Raw genomic sequence first — 19,854 nt, forward strand, 5'->3', positions numbered from 1 at the left:
TCTAATTGCAGACGTTGTTGGTCTGTCAGTTGTATAACTTTGATTTTTGCGATAGCGATGTGTCTTTATGTGTTTACACAAAGATACGCAAAAAAATTGATATAAACTAATTTTCAACATCTACTTATGAAAAAGATTGAAAACAATTTCGTAGTAACCGGTTTCGTAGGAAAGGATGCAGAAATCCGTCAGTTCACCAACGCAAGTGTAGCACGTTTCCCTCTGGCAGTAAGCCGACTGGAGAATAATGGCGAGGAATCCAAACGCGTTTCCGCCTTTATGAATTTTGAGGCGTGGCGTAAAAACGAGAACACCGGGTCGTTCGACCAACTGACCAAGGGTACGATGCTGACCGTCGAGGGGTATTTCAAGCCCGAAGAATGGAGCGACCAAAGCGGTGTGAAACACAACCGTATCGTGATGGTCGCCGTCAAGTTCTATCCACCCGTCGAGAAGGAGGAAACTCCTGAAAAGCCGGCCAAACCAGCGAAAAAAGGCAAGAAATAATCCTTGCCTTATCACGACAAAAGCGGCCTTCGGGTCGCTTTTGTTTTACTCATTACGGTGTTGTTGCACCATCTGTACTTTTATACTCTACTTGTTCTCTTTTACCGCATTCAGAAATGCTTTGGCAGGTTTGAATGCAGGGATGTTGTTTTGTCATATTGTTCTTGGGTTTAATGAATACGGTGCAAAATTAACAAATATCCGCTTGTTATAACAATCCAAACTTATTTGTCATCCCGAAAGCTGCTTTTACTGAATCCGCCGAAGACGCCCCTCAAGAGCCTGCCCACTACCAAAAACACCAGCAATAAAATTATAATATCTCCCATAGGTCTTACTTTTTATAGTTATATCCAACTTAAAGATACGAAAAAATAATGAATTAAGCAAGTAATCTACTGATTTTCAATATCCATATTTGATTTATAAGTTCTATTTCCGGATGCCCGGCACGCGTCCCGGTGTTCGGTTAAGCTGAACCTTATATTTATTGAGAATGCTGTACACGGTGCTTTTACTCCGGACACCGCTCTCTTTCCAAATATCACGGATTGAATGCCCATTGTTATACATATCCACGATTTTTTTGTCCCGTTCAGTTTTACTCATACTTTTTTTGGTAATCGGAATACTGATACTCTGCTGCAGGCGTATAATCTTATCTGACGACTTCCGCAAAACAGCCACTTCCTCCGGTAATGCCCCGAACATGGACAATACTTCCGCCGGTGTCGTGTCCGGAAACAATTTGTTGTCGGTGTCAATTTTATCGTGAATGGAGATAATACGCACGACCTTGATGCGGCATAGCTCGATTAATGCCGCCAGTTCCCGCAGTCCCCGGACAGCATTACTGAATTTTGACACCACCAATTCGTCTCCCCTTTCAAGATTCGACATCAGTTGTTTCCATCTCGGTCTGAGCGTCTCGTGTCCGACCGATTCTTCAACCACTTGTACACACCCATACTGGCGCATCCATTCCTTATCCGCATCAAACGCATCGTAGGAATTAGCCTCGAATATATAACCGACTTTTGCCATATCAATATACAATATTCATGATAACAAGTGCAAATATACAAGTTTTATTCGAGTATATGAATCATACTATATTAAAAAACGAAATTCGTACATTTTTCGTGTTTTTATCTTCACTTGTTTTCATTGGTAATCATACTATTAAGTACGATATTAAAAAAATGCACAAAATACGGTTTTTCGGATGCGAAGTATCAAAAATAATATATAGTTTTGCACTAAATAGTACGAAATGATATAGTATGAAAACATTAAAATCGAACTTAAAACAGCCGATAATCTTTGCCAGAATAATTGCCGTTTCGATTGCCATATTCCTATGCGCATCATGCGACAACGGCAATGGCAAACGATTGGCGAAAGCCAAGAATGACCCTGCCGGAACATACAGGGAATACCTGTCTGACATACGCAGGCAGAAAAGACTCTCCATTAAAGAATTGACCGGACACCTCAAGCAATGGCAAACATTGAGGGATTCCGTATTCCTGTATCTCGAATGTGATACGCTTGGCCGGCTTCATTCCACTGTAAAAGAAGAGTGTGAACAGATACATGATTCCATCCGCATGGAATTTTCGCGGATGGTGCTGTCTCAGACACGCACTTATAAGGATATACTGTGGGTAAAAGAACAAATCTCGCCGCATCTTGAAGACAAAGAGTTGCATCGTGTGGCTGAAACAATTCGGCCGTTCTTTGCCTCATTGGATAACCAGCCCGTCAGTCAGAGAAACCGACAACATATTCTTGCCACTTATCAAGCTACCCTTGCTGAAACGATTGATTACGGTATTCATTGTATGGCAGACCTGACGACCTTTATCGAAAAGGAGGATGCTGTGTACCGGGCATTCCTTTCACGTCTGCCTGATTTCGACGGCGAGAATCTTTCCGACATCACGCATGACACGGAACGATGCTGCGCACAGGTATTTCTTGCCGCCGAACGGAACGACATCACCTATCGCAATGCCATGATTTATTTGGCCATGCGCACCAACCGCAGGCTGATTCAGAATGTCCGAACTTGTATCGACGACATCTGCAATAAAAAAGTCAAGACACCGGCACAGGCGCAAGCCTACATCTGGATGCTTCTCCAGCCTTATTCGTCGTTGGACGGTTTCTGCCTGGCGTTGCTTTCAGCCGAAGAAAGAGAGCAACTCGATATGCTTGCCTTGCAGACACCCGACGCTTTCAGAGAGTTGGGCAGGATGCTGCACCCCGGAGACAACCGCTTGGACGAGTTGCCCGGAATGCTGATGGAAGCATTCATACACACGCTGTAAAATATAACAACAGAAAAATATATGAATATGTTACGACATTTTTATAATGACTTCATGGCATTCGTCCCCCTGCAACTTCCGCAGTTGCTCGATGTGACGACGATGGAAGAACCGCTGTTCTACGGCGACTATGTGCTGCTTACATTTCCGTTGCGCACCCCTTACGAACTGGACGAAGTAATGGATATGTTCGAGGACGACATGGAGTTGATCACGCTTTACCACCATATCCCGATGCGGACGGAAAAATTCGGTCATAGCACTTGTGCATACTCGAATCCCGCTTTCGGACAGATGTTCAAGATGAACGCCAAGACGGATGCCGAGGGCAATGTAAACAGCATCCTTGTTACCATCTATGATTCTTTGGAGCAGATGTACGGGGACCTATGCCTCGATTTGGAACTTCACTCCAAAAGCGGGTTCCTGAAATACAAGAAAGACAAGTCCGACGTGCTGATGAATTTCATATGAGAGAAACTTTATACCGACAGATGGTCTATTGCATCAACACCTACCGGACGTGGATAGAGGTTGCCGATGACAATCTCTACAAGGAGCATATCATCTCAAGAACCGACCGCACCGACTACCTCGTTTCCCGTACATTGGTACTGCGTGCCTTCAAGACGAACGGCATACACGCCGAGGGTATGACATGGACTATTCCCGAACACGAACTGGACAAGGCTTTGGCCATCTACCGAAAGCAAGACAGTACATTCAAGCAGCGCATCAAGAAAGCGGCCATGTACTTTTCGCCCAAGGATGCCGAAACCCTTATCCGGCTGGCGACATACGGCATTGTCCAGTTGGAACTCATTGTGCGTCCCACTCCTATACCCGAAAAACCCTATTACTTATGTTACTGAATATCCTGCTACTCATTTTCTGTGCGATACCTTTCGGGGTATCAATATCATTGTACAAGAACAACAAGCGGTTCATGACAACCTTTTACATGGCAATGGCACGAAGCGGCAACGCCCGTAAACTGTATGTGCAAGTATGGCTGATATGCCTGCTTCTTTTCCATTATGTATATGCCTGTGGACATATGGGTGAGTTTGGAATCCTACTCTCTACCGGTGTCTGTACCGCAATGTTCTCGTTCCGACGGACGGACAACTGGTTACGCAGGTTGCTTGACCGCCCCCGTGCATTTGTCACACTCGCATCGGTCGCACTGGTCATCGACTTTGTGCCGCATCTGTACACCTTGGCGATAACCATTGCCTATCTTCTTCTGGCAGCCCTGTTCTATCCCTCCGTTCGGGTCATGTCCGAATGCAAGGATACGGGCACACTTTCCGGATGGGCAAAGCATCCCGGAATGTTGTCAGAATCCTATCACGACAATCATCACGCAAATCTGCCGCATGAAGCGGACAGCGGCAACACTAATATATCCGCACAATATGAATCATTAAAACCGAATGAAAATGAAAAATAACCAAAAGATACCTGTTTCCATATTGGCAGACAGGGAGGTATTCGAATATCTCAAGGAGAAAGGGGATGAACGCAGAACACGCACCGAAGCGTACTGTGACCTGTTGGACAAATCACTGGCAGGTTTCGTTTCTCCGTTTTTAAGAAAGAAGGACTACGTGCTGCAACCCAACCAGTGCCACCTGACCGTATCCGCCCTCGCATCGGAGTGGCATTGGCACAGGGCTACCGTCCGTTCTTTTTTGAGTGCAATGGAGGCATTCGGCTTGCTGACCCGCATCCAGCTTCCCAAAAGCGTGGTCATTACCATGACCGTACAATCCGGTCAGGCAGCACAGCCCCGCAATGCACAGGAGCAGCCGGACTTTGCCGGACAGCTCCGTGAGGTATTGTCCGATTGGGTAATCGGCAAAACGACCGCTGCCGAAACTGGCGTAATATGTGAACAACTCGTAAGTCTGGCAAAGACTGAAATTGCCGACCGTGACGCCGGACACTGTTCGGACACCCATTCCATCACGACCTCCGCACATTCCGGCACTTTGGTCATGGAGCATCGTGAAACAGCCTTGTGCTGCATCGCCCACGCCGCCCTGCAAAAAATCCTGCACAAGTCGAGATTCGATGACAGTTCGCCGCTTGTGGATTTCTTCCGGTTTGACCTCGGTGAAGAATGGGCTGCTTTCATTGAGTCCGCCAAAGACCTCGCCGGGCTGATTCTCGACACCGAGGCATCAGTGACGGACTTCGACATGGACGAAGACCAAGAACGCCTCAAATCGCTTCGCAAACCCTTTTTATCGCTTCTGGCGAAGGCACAGGCGATGGTGGATTGAACCGGGAGTCGAAAACAGATTGTATAACGCGAACAATCCACCTCCATCCCTTAACGGTTATCCTGCCGGTTATAGGAGGCACACGGGCTTGCCCGTCTGCCACGAAACAAAGGGAAGGGGGAGCCTAATACCCCGACCGTCTATCGACCGTCGGGAGGCTGTCCGGGCAAGCAGCAAGCTGGGACAGGAGGGATTGTCCGAAACAACACGAAAAGAGTATGGCAGATCAAAAACAGGTACTTGATGTGAAGGTGTCGAAAGGTATCACCGCAGCCCAGAGCAACGAACATTTGCGCGATCGCAGTGAAAGGGCGGAAAAGTACGCTATGAATAAGGGGAATTACGACCCCACACGCAAACACCTGAACTTCGAGATTGCACCCGGAGGCAAGGTACGTCCCATCGACACGAGCCGCAACATTCCCGAACGGATGGCGGACATATTGAACAGGCGCGGGATTAAAGACCCCAACGAAGGACTGGCAGAACCGAAGTACCGCACGGTGGTGAACTTCATTTTCGGCGGTTCCCGTAAGCGGATGCACGAACTCGCGTTCGGCACGCAGAACGTGGATTTTGATGAAGGTGCGGACAATACCCGTATCAAAAGAATGAGCGATATTGAACGCTGGGCGAAAGATGTCTATTCATTCGTGAGTGGCAAATATGGCGAGCAAAACATCGCCGCATTCATCGTACACCTTGATGAATTGAACCCTCATGTGCATTGTACTTTGTTGCCAATCAAAGACGGCCGCTTTGCGTACAAGGAAATATTCGCCGGAAAGGACAAGTTTGAATACAGCGCAAGGATGAAACAGCTTCATACCGACTTTTTCGCTGAAGTCAATACAAGGTGGGGAATGTCGAGAGGAACAAGCATATCCGAAACAGGCGCACGGCACAGGACTACCGAAGAATACCGCCGTATGCTATCGGAAGAATGTACGACCATCGAGGAAAATATCAGCCGTCATCAAAAAGTTCTGGCTGACCTCCAATCGGACATCCGTCTGGCAGAGCGCAGGGTCAAGGGGCTTACGACAATGGTCGATAACCTTGAGAAGTCGAAAGCCGAAAAAGAGGTCCTGCTATCGGCAGCCGAACAGGATTTGAAAGCGAACAAGGGTGATGCTGAACAATTAGCCGCACAAGTGAAAAGTCTGGAAAAAGAGCTGGCCGGAATCAACAGGCAACTGGCAGACAAGCAGGAGAAGTTACAGACGGCTGACCGGCAGCTTGCCGAGCTGAAAGAGAACATGGATGCCATTAAGGAACGTACCGGGGAACTCAAGGAGGAAGCCTACAAATACTCCCATGATGTACATTCCAAAGTGGACACGTTGCTCAAGGATGTCCTGCTGGAAAATGTGGTCGGCGAGTATAGGAACGTATCGGCACAAATGGACGTGGCGGAACGGCAACTGTTCGACGGCTCGCTCGTCCAGTCCATAGCGGAACAAGGTACGGACGTGATGCACTGCGCGACGATGCTGTTTCTTGGTATGGTCGATGATGCCACCACTTTTGCCGAAACTCGTGGCGGCGGAGGTGGCGGCAGCGACCTGAAATGGGGGCGCGACGAGGACGAGGACAACCGTGCATGGGCACTCCGCTGCATGAGGATGGCGAGCCGCATGATGCGTCCGGCCATTGGCAAAAAACCTAAACGGTAAGTGGCATACGCCTTACTACAAATCAAAAAGTATAACGAATAATATCATTGGAATATGACGAAACAAATCTTTTTTATATTGGCCGTGCTTTGCATGTTGCAGGCACAGGCAAGTGTACGACCCATACAGGTGGATACTGTACAACATACACCGTACTATGATGTCTCGGAGAAACTACAACCGATACAGCCCGTCTATCTTGATGGAGTGGTACTTCCGGCAACTCGGACTGGCAACTGGTTTGTCAGCATTACCGGGGGTACGTCCGCCTTTCTCGGCACACCTCTCGGCTGCGAAGACCTCTTCGGACGCTTGAAACCCTCGTACAGTTTCGCAGTCGGAAAATGGTTCACTCCGTCCGTCGGCGCACGTATCAATTACAGCGGTGTGCAGTTCAAAGATGGCACATTGTCCAATCAGGACTACCATCATATCCATGCGGATCTGCTGTGGAATGTCCTTGGCCGCAGATATGCCCGGCAAGAACAGGTACGCTGGAATCTTGCTCCCTTTGCCGGTGTCGGCCTGTTGCACAATGCCTCTAACGGGAATAATCCCTTTGCTGTTTCGTATGGCGTACAGGGAGAATATCGGATTTCCAAACGAGTAAGTGCCATGTTGGAACTCTCCGGTACGACCACCTTTCAGGACTTCGATGGTTACGGACGCCCGAACCGCCTCGGCGACCACATGGTATCGCTGACCGCCGGTTTCACGTTTCATCTCGGAAAGGTCGGTTGGAAACGCGCGGTTGATGCAACACCTTACATTCGTCAGAATGAGTGGCTCGTGGATTATGCCAATGTCTTGTCCGGAGAAAACAAGCGTTATAAAGACTGGTACGACCGCAACCGACGGACGCTCGCAGAATTGAAGAAAATTCTGGAAATAGAAGGCTTGCTTGACAAGTACGGTCATCTGGTTAATGACGATGAGACCGACCGCCGTCAAGGTTATCCCAGAAATAATTACAGCGGATTGAACTCACTTCGGGCAAGATTGAAAAACCGGCATTGGGATGGAATCTCGCCACTTGATTCTGTAAATATTGTATATGGCAACAACGGAGATGATTCCGAAAAACCGGGCATAATCGTCTCTGAAAGGACGGAACTCATACAAGCCGGAAATTGCATCGGGTCGCCTGTCTATTTCTTTTTCAATCTCAACACGGCGCACCTGACGGATGCTTCCCAAATGCTTAACCTTGATGAACTGGCTCGCGTGGCCAAGAAATACGGATTATCCGTGAAAGTGACCGGCGCGGCCGACAGTTCGACTGGAACTCCCGTGCTTAATGGTTCATTAAGTACATCGAGAGCGGATCATATCGTTGCAGAATTGGAGAAGCGTGGCATACCGATCGAACGCATCGTCAAGGTAAGCAGGGGCGGCATAGCCGACCATGTGCCGGTCGAAGCCAACAGGCATACGAAAGTAGAATTGTTTTTATAAGATGTGAAATAGAGCCTTTTTGTTATAACTGCATTTGTGTTTAACTGATGAAGTCTCCCCGCTGTGAAGCGGAGAGACTTTTTTTGATATTGGACATGGCTGTTCCTCTGTTTTCCCTCTTTTAGTCCCTTAAATACTCCCTGTCCGGGTAATTCACTTATTGCGCATCGGGCATCCTCTTCGGAGAGATTTTATATGCAAAGGTACAGCGTGTGTCCGGTCGTCAAGTACCGCTTTCGCTAACGGTTCCCGGATATTACGGCAGCCTTCCGCAAATCAAAGATGGACTTTCAGCCCCCGTCTCGTAGCAGGGCAAAGCCGGTCGAGCCGAGTTTTGCCCTTACTTTCGGTGGTTGGGTATTCCGTTCCATCCCGTACACTGTTTACTTGCCTTATCCGTCCTTTTTCCCGCTGTCAGTCCTGCATAAAAATCATTCCCCGACGAGAAGCCGAAAGAGCTTCAAGAAAAGGGAAATAAAAAGTTTAACAAATTAAAAATGACAACTATGCACAGCAGGATTTTTCAAATTTCAACGGAGCCGATAGACAAAGAGAACTATCTGAATGAGGACACACTTCAGCAAGGAGACGGGAGCTTCTATGACTATTGTTCAGAAATAGACGAGGAAAACCGTAAAGAGGATATTGCCAATTTGGTCAATTATGCCTTACCCAAAGGAATGTTCGAGCTTATATCCGATGACACCATGCGCTATAATGGTGGAATAGAGCAATGGAAAGAGGAGTATGTCGCCAATATCAAAAAGAGAGCGGATGCTCTTACGGCAGATAATATGTTGGAATGGGGTTCGACCTATTATCTCAAACAGGCAGTGGAAAATCCGTTGGATGTCGCCTATCATTTCTATTTGGATGGCGACGGCTGCCAGTCTTTTGCCGAACAGTCCTTTGCGTTTATGGAGTTTGTTTGTAGGCTTGAACCAGGAACGATACTCTACATCGGAGGAGTTGTTGATTACCACTTCTGATGTTTGTCCGAAACATTGGCAACCATCCGCTTTTGAGGCGGGTGGTTACTCTCTTTTTTGCACAGGCTCACCGGTTACTTTTATAAATATGCTCTGCAGAGCTTCTGCCACCAGTTTCACTGCCGGTATATTCCTGTTTTAAGGGTATAATCCCTTCACAGCCCCGACATACGCCGCAGGTCTGTTTTCGTGTGCAAAGGTACGGTGGATGAACATGGTTCAAGTACCGCTATCGCTACCTGAAATGAAATTTGACGACAACTTTCCGTAATCGAAGATAACGGTATTTCATAAAATTTCATCGCAGGTTCCTTGTCCGTCGTTCTTGTATCCCCCGTTTGGAACGCACATAAAAACAATCCTTTTGGGCGAAGTCAGAAGACTTCAAGAAAAGGGGAATAAAAAAATCACTAAATCAAAAGACAATGAGCAAGTACGATTTCATCAAGCAAGGTAACCTCCTTTATTGGAATACTTCTGACAATGAAAATTCAGAACGAGAATGTAAAATCATTTCCACCCCCGAAAAAGTGGATAGCGACAGTATTATTTTAATCGCAACAGGTTCTTCAGAGATTGAAGTTTTGGCATCGGAACTATCACCTATTGGCTCATCAAGAAGCCACAAAGAGGAATTTTTGCGCTGGAAAAAAGAGCGTGAGGCTGAGGGCATGGAGTTTTTCAACCGTCTTTCCGAAGTCATGGCAACAGACAATGATTTGGCTGTAGGCGATATGGTGGCGTTTACAAACGACTACGGGGTGGTGTTTGGCCCCAAAGAAGTATTAGCTTTCAGAAAGCCTTGGAATGGCGGTAGATGCGTATATATCGACAGTGATGCCTATTGGTTTCCAGACCGTCCCGGACAGCTTACCATCCTAAGCAAAGGAGGTACGGAATGACAACAAACGGCATACTCAAACGACTTGGTGGCAATATTGCCACAGGTCGTTTCAACTGGCGAAAATACTGCACACCGCAATCTTACTTCGGTTGGGAGATTTGCGTTACCCCTCTGCATTGCTCTTACGGACAGATAGGTTACACCGTTCATTTCCCTTATACCAATATACCGGAAGTGGAATACGATTGGGAAATGGGCAAACTGACCATTGACGGCGAGAAGTGGAAAAGTTATTTGCGGAACGAATAATAATAAATATCAATATGGCACAGAATTTTTATACCAAATGGCAGAACGCTATCCTTGCAGATGCAGGAGGCTATGTTTCAAAAGAGTATCGCAGTTTCCAGACAGCATTGGTGCGTGAGATTTCCAAATATGCCGCAGCCGTTGGCGCAAAGGTGGCTTCCAATTCAAAAGGGCATTATGACACCTCCTGCTTCATTGAGCGCAACGGCAAGTTCGTTTACATCAGCCACTCTTCCGGTCTTTCACGAATTGGCAGCGGCGTAAGAATTGAACTCGATTCGTTTCTGATACGGACTGCCCAACACGCAAAAGACTACAGAGGAGGATATAACCAATATTGTGACATGGCAAATTTGCAGTCCATGATGGATGATTTACTGAAAGAATAAAAAATTGAAAACAAGAAAAGATGCGGAGCCGTAAGGTTCCGCATCTTTTTCTTTCCATCCTTACCGGCGCATACCGCTGCCGTATTCTACCTCTTGTAGTTCTGCCCGATACTCTTCCTGTTCGTTCAGCTTCCCATTGCCGCTATCGTTTATATTTCAGATAAATAATAGCTTGTATTCCAAGCAGTATGGCATATAAGTATTCTACCGACCAATAAGCCGCCAGTGGAACACTCCAACGGCTTAGTCCCCATAAACAGGACAGGTAGGCAATCGTAGTTGTCACTTGAAATATGAAGACCGTCCGTGTCGCTCCCGTCCCGGTTACGGCATTCAGATAGACATAGCCGGGCAGGGCAAAGAAGTAATTCAATAGCATGACTGCGAAAGGTAGCCACGCTACTTGTACGATTGTCGGATTGTCCGTGTAAGCCCCGATAATGGGCTGGTGAAAGAGCAAGGCAAGGGCTATCAGCGGAACGCCTGCCGCATACCCCAAACGGATAACCCGGCGACAAAGTGGAAAAACATTTTTCTTTTCACCCGCACCAATCAGATTGCTGACCAACGAACTGGTGACACCCGATAGGGCATTAACAATGACGGAGAACAAGGCGGAAACGCTTCTGACGATATTCGACACCGCCAGCTCCATTTCCCCCAAACGTTCGATAGCCAAGAAGAACAGAAACCAAATGGCTACACTCATAAAGAATTGCAACATGCTCCATACCGAGATAGAAAGGATTTCTTTCAGTACCGTCATATCCATACTCCAATGTAAGCCATACAGATGTCTGTTGATGTGTCGAAACACATAGGCTGTCAGGACGATTAACGAACACAGTTCTGCCAATGACGATGCGATAGCCGCCCCCGATATGCCCATACCGAAACCGAATATCAGAATCCAGTTCATAGGGATATTTACCAGCACGGCAGTAAAAGCCGCCATGTTCAGGGCTTTTGTCTGCGTGATGCCTACCAAAAACGAGCGTAAGGCAAGAAACGGGAAAGAGAAAAACAGTCCCCAAATACGTCCGTCCAAATAACGGATAACAGCGTTATAGACAGCATCCGAAGCAATCAGATGTTTCAAAAGGACAGGAGAAAGAATTTGGGACAACAGGCAAAGAGCCACCGCCAGCGACAACAGGAAAGAAAAGCCTTGAAAGAAAGTCTTCCCCGTTTCCGAATACTGCTGTTCCCCGTTACGGCGGGCAATTACCACTTGCAACCCCAAACTGAACCCGAAGCCGAGCATATAAATCGCCAAGAACCATATTCCGGCAATGGCGGATGCGCCCAGTTCCACATCACCCACATGCCCCAAGAACAAGGCATCGGTAATATTTATCAGTTGTTCAATAAGGATGCTCATCATTACAGGAAAAGCGATGAGCCAAATTTTCTTATAGGTATAATCCATTTGTTCAAACCAATATGATACAATAAGCCATGCCGCTTGAACAGCACAACAATCTTGTAGATTTACAATTAGGGATAATGACAAGGCAGTAATAGACAAACTTAAACGATAAGCCTGTCTATTGCTGAATAGCGTTAATTGAGGGTGCTATTCGCCCGGCGTAGCTATATGCACAACTGCCATTTCATATTGTTGAACAACTATTCTTTTTCTGTTAGAGCTGCAAAGATAGCGTTTTTCCCTGAATTTGTATCTGTAAACTATCAATTAGCAGTTTTAGGAGAAACTATATTTTTGTGCTATACCTATTATATAATATGCAAATCAGCCCCCCGGAAAGAAAGATAGCTGGCAGAATAAACCAATAGTTGTTACTTATCAGAAACTTGGCTATCCAAAAAGAAGGGAGAAATGAAAATACATATTGGGTACTATCTGTAATCACAAAAGGTATGATTAATCCCACCATAACCAAAGCAGATACTTTGGCAAGTGCCATACCTTCCACTTTATTCCCCGCGTATGCTAAAATAATCATAGCAGCCACAACGCTTAGTATTGTAGCCAATATGGATATGATAAATGTAGTCCATAATGACATATCTGATACGGAACAGAAAGAAAGCAGCACGAAAGAAACAATGGCTGCAAATAAAACAGGAATAATCAATCTTGATATAAGATAACCCTTCTTCCCAAGTGGGGTGATTGTGATATACCTGTTGATTTTCATGTCCGTTTCATCCAATACCACCAAGACCGAAGCGAAACAAATCATGTAAGGACACATAATTGCAAGGAATAAATCCAATATCGGATAATATAGACTGAAATCCTTTAGCATCGGATAATGCTGTACAATCAAGGGGAAAACAAACCTGTATATTGCCGCTAATAGCAACGGAATACATATTATTGCAGATAACATACCGTCTGAGAATATGTTTCTGATGAACATTTTGAAGGAAATAATATTCTGATTCATAATTATATCGTCATCATTTTTTTTACTGACAGACAAGAAAAAATATACATCGCAATGCACCAAATGATTATTGCCATTAGAGACATGATACTGATATTTCCAGCCATAAGTTCTATAAGGCTTATACTCGGGTGTAATAGCATAACTCCCGACTTATAGCCCATTGTATAAATTGATATGGGAGCTACGGATATTATCAAAGTGGGAACCATAATCAGCATAAAATTATTCATGGTTGAAATGAAAGCGGAAAGTGATATTCCAACCAGTGTAAATAATGCTGAACCTAACATAATTCCAGTAACAAGGTGTATGTAAGAATGTTCCATGCCAGAGAATAATGCGATTAGCACTCCACTTAGCAAAGAAATCAGCCCGATAGAAATTACCTTTGACAAAATGTATGCGTGTACCGATATAGGCGAAACAGCTAATGCCTGCATTACTTTTTCGCTTTTCTCGAATAATATGATTGCTCCCATAAACATTAATCCAATCAGTACGGGGTCTGAAAATATAAGTGCAGTTGTGCATAGTTCCTTCCACGGCATAGGAAGAATGCGCAATACTGTAATATACACCAATGTAAATAGCGTGTATAGGGCATAAAAACCATATTTGTATTGCTGCCGAATATCGCCAAGTATTAAACCTTTAAGTTTCATAGTAATTTCCTCCCTGTTATTTCTGAGAATATATGGTCTAATGTCGGCTCATTGCTATGTATTGATAACAAGGCATTAGCTTGAATCAGAGATTGCAGCTTTTTGTCTGTACTTATTTTATCAAGTGCGATTGTAGTATTCAATTCTTGTTGATTCTCCAAATATGAATATGTCACTTCATTATAACGCCTTGACATGATAAGATTATGAGGAGTGTCCATAGCTTTAATGTTGCCATCGACAATAAATGCCACACGGTCACAAAGTTCGGTTGCATCGTGCATATTGTGAGTAGTCAGAATAATTGTCACTCCTTTATTTTTAAGCTCACGAATAATGTTTTTCATCACTTGGGAGTTTGAGGGGTCTAAACCTGATGTTGGCTCATCCAAAAATAACACTTTGGGCTGATGAATGATTGACCGGGCAAAGTTTAATCTGGATTTCATACCTTTGGAAAAACCTGCCACTTTCTTGTTGGCATGTTGTGATAGTCCGACCATTTCTAATAATTGTTCGGCAGGAATCAGCTTACAATCATATAAAGAACCAAAGAATTTTAAGTTCTCCAATGCAGTGAATTTCTCATAAAAACTTGGAAATTCAAAATCGACACCAATACTCTCATAGAAATGGTCTGGTCTATTTCTAATTTCATGTTCATTAATAGAAACACTCCCCTTATATTTAGGGAGCATACCTATTAATATTTTTTGAAGAGTGCTTTTCCCTGCTCCAGAAGGCCCTAAGAAGCCAAAGATTTCTCCGCTTCTTACTTGAAAATTCATATTCTCAATAAATGGTAGTTGAGAATAACTAAACGATAAGTTTTTTACTGTAATCATAATTTTTCAATTTTGTATTATATGACTAAATCTGCCTATACAGTCATATCGTAGATTCAAAACATCGCTATGTGGCATATTTGCACATAGTCAGTTGATATTATATAATCTTGTCGTGCTGGATTAGTCTTTAAATAGTTGCTGTACTATCCCCCTAACCATAAACTTGAAAACCTTATTGTAAATATCTGTTCCGATTGTTTTCTCGTTTAGAATAGTCAAGAATGCGGCTCTTAAAGCCCCAGCAAATACCTTTGCGTCAATTGATTTATTTTCTGGAATAAATTTCAGTAGTTCGTTTGCCAACATGACATCATCATCTACGTGTTTTGAAAGTACTTCTTGAGGGAGTTTTCTGCTTAGATATTCCACGTCACAATTCGCAAAGGCAGATACAAAGTATGGCTTGTTGTTGATTAGCAAGTCAGATATAATATCTGTCAATGTATCAACCGTAATATTATCGGTATGCTTATTTATGGCATTCAGAAATTCTTTTTCCAGTTTCTTATGATAGTCTATTATTGTATCGAAAAAAAGAAGTTCTTTTGATGTATAGAACAGATAAAATGCCCCTTTAGAAATATTGGCATATTTAACAAGTTCATCTACAGAAGTTTTGCGTACCCCTTGTTGTTGGATAAATAACAAAGCTCCTTCTTTGAGTTTATCCTTTATAAGCTTTCTTTCGTTGTCATCAAATGCTTTTGCCATATTGTGTGACTATTTAATCATTATTGGTCACTGCAAACATACGCGTTATTTTTGAATTGACAAAGAAATATTGGTTTATTTTTCCCGGAAAGTTACTTCATATCAACTTGCGGTTATATCTTTCGACACAAATTAGTCGGTGTAAAGTCCAATGTGATTGCCCGCAGGGTCAGCAAATACGACAAAATACCCTTTCTCCTCGGCTTGAATTTTAGTCTTGGGAATAACTATGCTACCACCTTGCTTCATTACTTGCCGGATTGACCTATCAATGTCTTCACAGTTAAAGTGAATTAATACACCATGCTCTGAGGGTTTGAAGTTCGGTGCATAAGATATAGCACCTACCGTTTGTCCGTCCTGCACGAAACAAGCCATTTTCTCGTTATTATATTCGGTTACCATAAGTTCAACTCCTAAGATTGTTTGATAGAAATTTACTGATTGGTAGAAGTAGGTAACGGGAATTTCAAAGAATGCGATTAAATTTTTCACGTTCTTTTAGTTGCTATTTTGTCCTGCGCTAAGACAGTGCAAAATTACGATTGGCATAAGGAACTGGATAGAACGAAGGGGACATTTTAGAGGGTGCAACTTCACACGTTGTTGCACCCTCCTTGTTTTTAACTTTCACTGACAGTGAAAGTTTTAGATTTTCTTTCCGATATAAAATACATAACCATAGAAACCTTTATACTTATTGTATAATGCTTCTTCAAGATGTTGAAACTCTATGAGTTTCTTTACGGTTTCATTATGGGGATATTTTTCCAGCATTAGTTTACGGGCCTCAATCAAAGGCTGATAGTAATGTTCCGTCCAGCATTTTTCCGGCAATACAAATGAAGCGACTGGGAGATAGCCAGCCTTCTGCAGTTGTGCGACTTTAACAGGAATTGTATCTATCTCTTGATACTCCTGCATCCAAAAATCGTGTATTTCAGCCGGACGCTCTTCTGTAAACCATGAACTTTCCGAAACAGCAATATACCCATCAGGTTTCAAATAATTACGCCATTCATTTATACCTCTTTCAAAGCCGATATTATAAATAGCACCTTCCGACCATATCAAGTCTAAAGATTCTTTTTCAAAAGGTAGATTGTCCATTGAGCCAACAATCCCCTTCACTCTGTTTTGCAAATTCAGTTTTAAGGCATCATGATTGAACTTATCAATACACCCTGAAAAGAAATCAAGTCCTGTAATAGTTCCTGATACATTTTGTGCCAAAACCATAGTTTGACCTCCCGTTCCACAACCAATGTCTGCAATTTGCGCAGTATCGCTCAGATTATCAATGAAACTTAAAGCCTTTAATGTAACATCAGGACTTCCCGGACCTTGCCTTTTAGTATTAAGAAAAAATTCACAAATTAAATTTACATCGAAACCGTAAATTGTGTTGTTATCGTTATTCATTTTCATTGTATATATTGCGTACAGGGAAAATATGATGATACCTTACCTATACACAGATTAAAATTATAATATAAGCATACGAGAATAGCTCCCGAAAAGAATTATCCGAGAGTAAACATAAAAAGCAATCTACATTAAAAATGCAGATTGCTTACAACACAATATCCGATTGGTTTGTTTTCTTCATGCGAGCAAAGGTAGTGAATTATTTTATGCCATGCAAATTCAGTTTTGAATTTAGTCATTATGATACCTCATGTTTCATCGAGCGCAACGGCAAGTTCGTTTACATCAGCCACTCTTCCACGTTAGCCCGAATGGATAGCGGCGTAAGAATTGAACTCGATTCATTCCTGATTCGCACAGCCCAAGACGCAAAAGACTACAGAGGGGGATATAACCAATATTGCAACATGGAGAATTTGCAGTCCATGATAGACACCTTGTTAGAGGAATGAACAAGAAAAAAGATGCGGAACAGGTTTTGCTCCGCATCTTTCCTTTCCATCCTTACCGGTGCATACCGCCGCCGTATTCTGCCTCTTGTAGCTCTGCCCGATACTCTTCCAGTTCGTTCAGCTTCCCGTTCACGGCTTGCAGGTTGGCATCAAGCCCGACATTGTGGTCGTAAGGAAAACGGTGCTGCGCAACAAGACCGGCATTCGTAGCCTGCCCGACATCAAGCGTATCGGATTCCTTGTTATATTCGACATACAGCACGTCACCGTTCGGCATCTCGAAGGCCGGAATCTTTTGATGCGCCAAAGCGGAGAACTGTTCCACCGCCATCTCCCTGGCAACCTCTTTTATCGTCTCTCCGGCAATATCGACACCGTAACGCCGGATATGGTCTCGGATTTCCTGCTCCGTGAATTTCAACATCACCTCGTAGGTTCCCCCGACACTCCCGTTGTACACGACAGCGAAATTCTCATCCTCGGCAATAAGGCTGTCACCCTTGTTGTTCGTGGCCGATAAATAAGTATGCTGTTCGTTGATGCCATTGCCGTCGTAATACTCCTTGGCAAGCGTCAGCAATCCCTCGTAATCGCCTTTCTCCCGAAGTTCGTCAAGCTGCCTCGTGTCATCCGAAAATTGGAGATACGCAACAGAAGAATAAAATGTCTTCTCCTTTGCTGCCGCTCCGTTTTCCTGCTTCTCGCCGACATTTTGTTCCAGTTCTTGCGCTATCTTATCCACCTTCTGGGTAATCATCGAGGTTGCCCTTTTCACGTCCAGAAGCGTTGTCTTGATGAACTGTGGCGATTCCTTCAGCTCATCAAGCCAACCTTTAAGATACGCGCAACTGTCCTCCTTGATATGCTTGGTCATGCCGTAACGCTGTGCGACCAGTGCGCTGCCTAACTCTGCCACCAGTTCCTCACGGGCATATTCAGGAGAACCGAAAGTAGTCGGCTTGAACCTGTCAAGTACGTTTTCCGCTCCGGTGGAGTGCGTCATCTCGTGGAACAGTGTCCCGTAGAACGATTCTCCCGATTTGAACTGCTCCTTTTCGGGTACGATGATTTCGTTCTTCGTGATGGAATAGTAGGCGTCATTCTGATATTTCGGCGTAATCGGACAAATCCACAGGTTATCCCTTATCATCGTATCGACTGGGGCAAAACTGAAATGCTCGCCCTCCTCGATTGCCGGACGCGAATTTTCTCGCTCCAGTTTTTGCCACAGCTCCGGTCTCGCTTCCTGCAAGTTAGTCTGCGCGACATTGAAGACCCGGAACACCTGCATCTTCGGATAGACATTGTATTGTTCCTTTTCGTCATCGGAGAGTTTCTTGTAATCGTCATACTTGATTTTCTCCTTAGTCTCCTTATGGATACAAGTGAACGTGGTGAGCATGACCGGAAAGGATTTTTCACCACGAAGCACGGAGACACGCGGCAGTTCCTCTCCATCCTTTCCGGGCTTATTGAGCTTCTGAACACAATCGAACGTGCAGAAACGGGGAATCTTGTACCCTTCTTTCTCGCAGTGCAAAAGCAGCATAAAAGCATTCATCCCGTTGTACTCGCGCCCGTGAAGGTTGCGGGGCCACTGTAGCGTACCCTCCGTAAACCAAGGCTTTTTCCAGTCCTTTTGAATGCCCTCGATTTTCTCGATCATCATTTCGGCGAACAGGTCAAGAGCCTTGTCCTCGCTGTTCGGTCCGTCGGCATTCTTCTTTCTGTAACCGGCCATAACCCTTATTGATTATAGTTAGACGAATCCGCCACATATTGCGTCAGTTCCTCCACCTTGCAGGAAAGGTTGATTTTCCCGTTGTGTGCCGACAGGTTCATTTCACCTTTGGCATCCACCTTTACACCTGGCTGCAACCACGCTTCGCGCTCCTTACCGAAACAGAAGAAGCGCACCCGCTGGTACTCGAAGCCGTCATCGACCTTCTCTGCGCTAAACGCCGAGAACACCGTATAAGGCTGGTCTTTCTTATCCCTTTTTTCCTCGATGTTCTGGCCGACCTTACCACGAAACACCAGCTCGCCCTTGACGCAATCCGCATCATCCGTAGCGGCATTGCAGATTTCATCGGCGAACAGGTTGAAATATAGCTTGTCGCCCCGGCGTTTGAGATACATCGTACCCCTCACTTCTACACGGGAGCCGTTCCGATAACCGGCGGCTTCCTCCTGACAGCCCTCCTTGCGGACATCCACCTCGATAGTGTGCCCGCCACCCGTCGCCGGAATCTGTACCCGGAGCGGAAACACCAGAAATTCTTTCTCTTCTTTGTTATTGCGAACCGACGCATCGCGGCCGATAACGCCGCATACCGTAACATTACATTTAATCATCTGTTTTTTGTCTTTAATGATACATGGATCATCCGGACAAGTGATACATGGGTTGATTGATGTTGAACTGTTGTAGGGTGCGGTCAGTCGGGTGCGCGTATCATCGCCCAGACCATCCATCCGGCGATGGCTAATTGCACGCCCACGACAACGAGCGTCCCGATCCACCCCAACAGCAGGTAGCAGAACCG

General features: G+C 44.9%; 22 protein-coding genes and 1 pseudogene. 14 read left to right on the plus strand and 9 right to left on the minus strand.

Annotated features, from left to right (window positions below):
- Window positions 1-126 precede the first annotated feature (126 nt).
- Complete coding sequence (locus C5O23_RS04045) at window positions 127-507, plus strand: single-stranded DNA-binding protein (RefSeq protein ID WP_005680031.1); 381 nt, start codon at window positions 127-129, stop codon at window positions 505-507.
- 432 nt (window positions 508-939) lie between these two features.
- Here C5O23_RS04045 and C5O23_RS04050 read toward each other — a convergent pair whose 3' ends face one another.
- A complete protein-coding gene (locus C5O23_RS04050) occupies window positions 940-1,551 on the minus strand; it encodes a recombinase family protein (RefSeq protein WP_107031688.1) in 612 nt (203 codons plus the stop codon).
- Window positions 1,552-1,790: 239 nt separating this feature from the next.
- Here C5O23_RS04050 and C5O23_RS04060 point away from each other — a divergent pair, with 239 nt between their 5' ends.
- From C5O23_RS04060 to C5O23_RS04120, 11 genes are all read left to right on the plus strand, one after another.
- Window positions 1,791-2,840 carry a hypothetical protein gene (locus C5O23_RS04060; protein ID WP_107031690.1) on the plus strand — a complete coding sequence of 350 codons (1,050 nt, stop codon included), beginning with the start codon at window positions 1,791-1,793 and terminating at the stop codon, window positions 2,838-2,840.
- 27 nt (window positions 2,841-2,867) lie between these two features.
- A complete protein-coding gene (locus tag C5O23_RS04065; RefSeq protein ID WP_174955324.1) occupies window positions 2,868-3,314 on the plus strand; it encodes a hypothetical protein in 447 nt (148 codons plus the stop codon).
- Window positions 3,311-3,712, plus strand: coding sequence for a hypothetical protein (locus C5O23_RS04070; RefSeq protein ID WP_107031692.1), 402 nt, complete (start codon window positions 3,311-3,313; stop codon window positions 3,710-3,712). The genes C5O23_RS04065 and C5O23_RS04070 overlap by 4 nt, the downstream gene beginning before the upstream one ends.
- The gene (locus C5O23_RS04075) at window positions 3,703-4,293 is read left to right on the plus strand and encodes a hypothetical protein (protein WP_107031693.1); all 591 of its coding nucleotides are present in this window, start codon (window positions 3,703-3,705) and stop codon (window positions 4,291-4,293) included. The genes C5O23_RS04070 and C5O23_RS04075 overlap by 10 nt, the downstream gene beginning before the upstream one ends.
- Window positions 4,283-5,128 (plus strand): MarR family transcriptional regulator, encoded by an 846-nt coding sequence (locus tag C5O23_RS04080; protein ID WP_107031775.1) that lies wholly within the window; start codon window positions 4,283-4,285, stop codon window positions 5,126-5,128. Before C5O23_RS04075 ends, C5O23_RS04080 begins: the two co-directional genes overlap by 11 nt.
- Window positions 5,129-5,346: 218 nt before the next feature.
- Window positions 5,347-6,804, plus strand: a complete 1,458-nt coding sequence (gene mobV, locus C5O23_RS04090) for a MobV family relaxase (protein WP_107031695.1) — start codon at window positions 5,347-5,349, stop codon at window positions 6,802-6,804.
- A gap of 54 nt (window positions 6,805-6,858) precedes the next feature.
- On the plus strand, window positions 6,859-8,259 hold the full coding sequence (locus C5O23_RS04095) for an OmpA family protein (protein ID WP_107031696.1): 1,401 nt from the start codon (window positions 6,859-6,861) through the stop codon (window positions 8,257-8,259).
- A gap of 506 nt (window positions 8,260-8,765) precedes the next feature.
- Window positions 8,766-9,248 (plus strand): hypothetical protein, encoded by a 483-nt coding sequence (locus C5O23_RS04100; RefSeq protein ID WP_107031776.1) that lies wholly within the window; start codon window positions 8,766-8,768, stop codon window positions 9,246-9,248.
- Window positions 9,249-9,673: 425 nt separating this feature from the next.
- Window positions 9,674-10,150, plus strand: a complete 477-nt coding sequence (locus tag C5O23_RS04110) for a hypothetical protein (protein WP_107031697.1) — start codon at window positions 9,674-9,676, stop codon at window positions 10,148-10,150.
- Complete coding sequence (locus C5O23_RS04115) at window positions 10,147-10,401, plus strand: hypothetical protein (RefSeq protein ID WP_107031698.1); 255 nt, start codon at window positions 10,147-10,149, stop codon at window positions 10,399-10,401. The genes C5O23_RS04110 and C5O23_RS04115 overlap by 4 nt, the downstream gene beginning before the upstream one ends.
- 14 nt (window positions 10,402-10,415) lie before the next feature.
- Window positions 10,416-10,790, plus strand: a complete 375-nt coding sequence (locus C5O23_RS04120) for a hypothetical protein (RefSeq protein ID WP_107031699.1) — start codon at window positions 10,416-10,418, stop codon at window positions 10,788-10,790.
- A gap of 142 nt (window positions 10,791-10,932) precedes the next feature.
- On the opposite strand, the gene C5O23_RS04125 is transcribed toward C5O23_RS04120, so the two are convergent.
- Window positions 10,933-12,219 carry an MATE family efflux transporter gene (locus C5O23_RS04125; RefSeq protein WP_107031700.1) on the minus strand — a complete coding sequence of 429 codons (1,287 nt, stop codon included), beginning with the start codon at window positions 12,217-12,219 and terminating at the stop codon, window positions 10,933-10,935.
- 386 nt (window positions 12,220-12,605) lie between these two features.
- On the opposite strand from C5O23_RS04125, the gene C5O23_RS14280 reads away from it, so the two are divergent.
- Window positions 12,606-12,905 carry a hypothetical protein gene (locus C5O23_RS14280; RefSeq protein WP_161553550.1) on the plus strand — a complete coding sequence of 100 codons (300 nt, stop codon included), beginning with the start codon at window positions 12,606-12,608 and terminating at the stop codon, window positions 12,903-12,905.
- Window positions 12,906-13,206: 301 nt separating this feature from the next.
- On the opposite strand, the gene C5O23_RS04135 is transcribed toward C5O23_RS14280, so the two are convergent.
- From C5O23_RS04135 to C5O23_RS04155, 5 genes are all read right to left on the minus strand, one after another.
- Window positions 13,207-13,869 carry a fluoroquinolone export ABC transporter permease subunit gene (locus C5O23_RS04135; protein WP_107031701.1) on the minus strand — a complete coding sequence of 221 codons (663 nt, stop codon included), beginning with the start codon at window positions 13,867-13,869 and terminating at the stop codon, window positions 13,207-13,209.
- Window positions 13,866-14,714, minus strand: a complete 849-nt coding sequence (locus C5O23_RS04140; RefSeq protein WP_107031702.1) for an ABC transporter ATP-binding protein — start codon at window positions 14,712-14,714, stop codon at window positions 13,866-13,868. Before C5O23_RS04140 ends, C5O23_RS04135 begins: the two co-directional genes overlap by 4 nt.
- Before the next feature lie 123 nt (window positions 14,715-14,837).
- Window positions 14,838-15,428, minus strand: coding sequence for a TetR/AcrR family transcriptional regulator (locus C5O23_RS04145; RefSeq protein WP_107031703.1), 591 nt, complete (start codon window positions 15,426-15,428; stop codon window positions 14,838-14,840).
- A gap of 132 nt (window positions 15,429-15,560) precedes the next feature.
- Window positions 15,561-15,923: a VOC family protein gene (locus C5O23_RS04150; RefSeq protein ID WP_107031704.1), complete on the minus strand. Its 363-nt coding sequence runs from the start codon at window positions 15,921-15,923 to the stop codon at window positions 15,561-15,563.
- 153 nt (window positions 15,924-16,076) lie between these two features.
- Complete coding sequence (locus C5O23_RS04155) at window positions 16,077-16,850, minus strand: class I SAM-dependent methyltransferase (RefSeq protein ID WP_107031777.1); 774 nt, start codon at window positions 16,848-16,850, stop codon at window positions 16,077-16,079.
- 242 nt (window positions 16,851-17,092) lie between these two features.
- Here C5O23_RS04155 and C5O23_RS04160 point away from each other — a divergent pair.
- Window positions 17,093-17,308: pseudogene (locus C5O23_RS04160) on the plus strand (hypothetical protein); the annotation flags it as partial.
- A 52-nt stretch (window positions 17,309-17,360) separates the two neighbouring features.
- On the opposite strand, the gene C5O23_RS04165 reads toward C5O23_RS04160, so the two are convergent.
- Together C5O23_RS04165 and C5O23_RS04170 are read right to left on the minus strand one after the other, a co-directional pair.
- On the minus strand, window positions 17,361-19,049 hold the full coding sequence (locus tag C5O23_RS04165; RefSeq protein WP_107031705.1) for a zincin-like metallopeptidase domain-containing protein: 1,689 nt from the start codon (window positions 19,047-19,049) through the stop codon (window positions 17,361-17,363).
- Between the two features lie 5 nt (window positions 19,050-19,054).
- Window positions 19,055-19,663: a hypothetical protein gene (locus tag C5O23_RS04170; RefSeq protein ID WP_107031706.1), complete on the minus strand. Its 609-nt coding sequence runs from the start codon at window positions 19,661-19,663 to the stop codon at window positions 19,055-19,057.
- Window positions 19,664-19,854 lie beyond the last annotated feature (191 nt).

Source organism: Duncaniella muris (genome assembly GCF_003024805.1).
GTDB classification, from domain to species: Bacteria; Bacteroidota; Bacteroidia; order Bacteroidales; family Muribaculaceae; genus Duncaniella; species Duncaniella muris.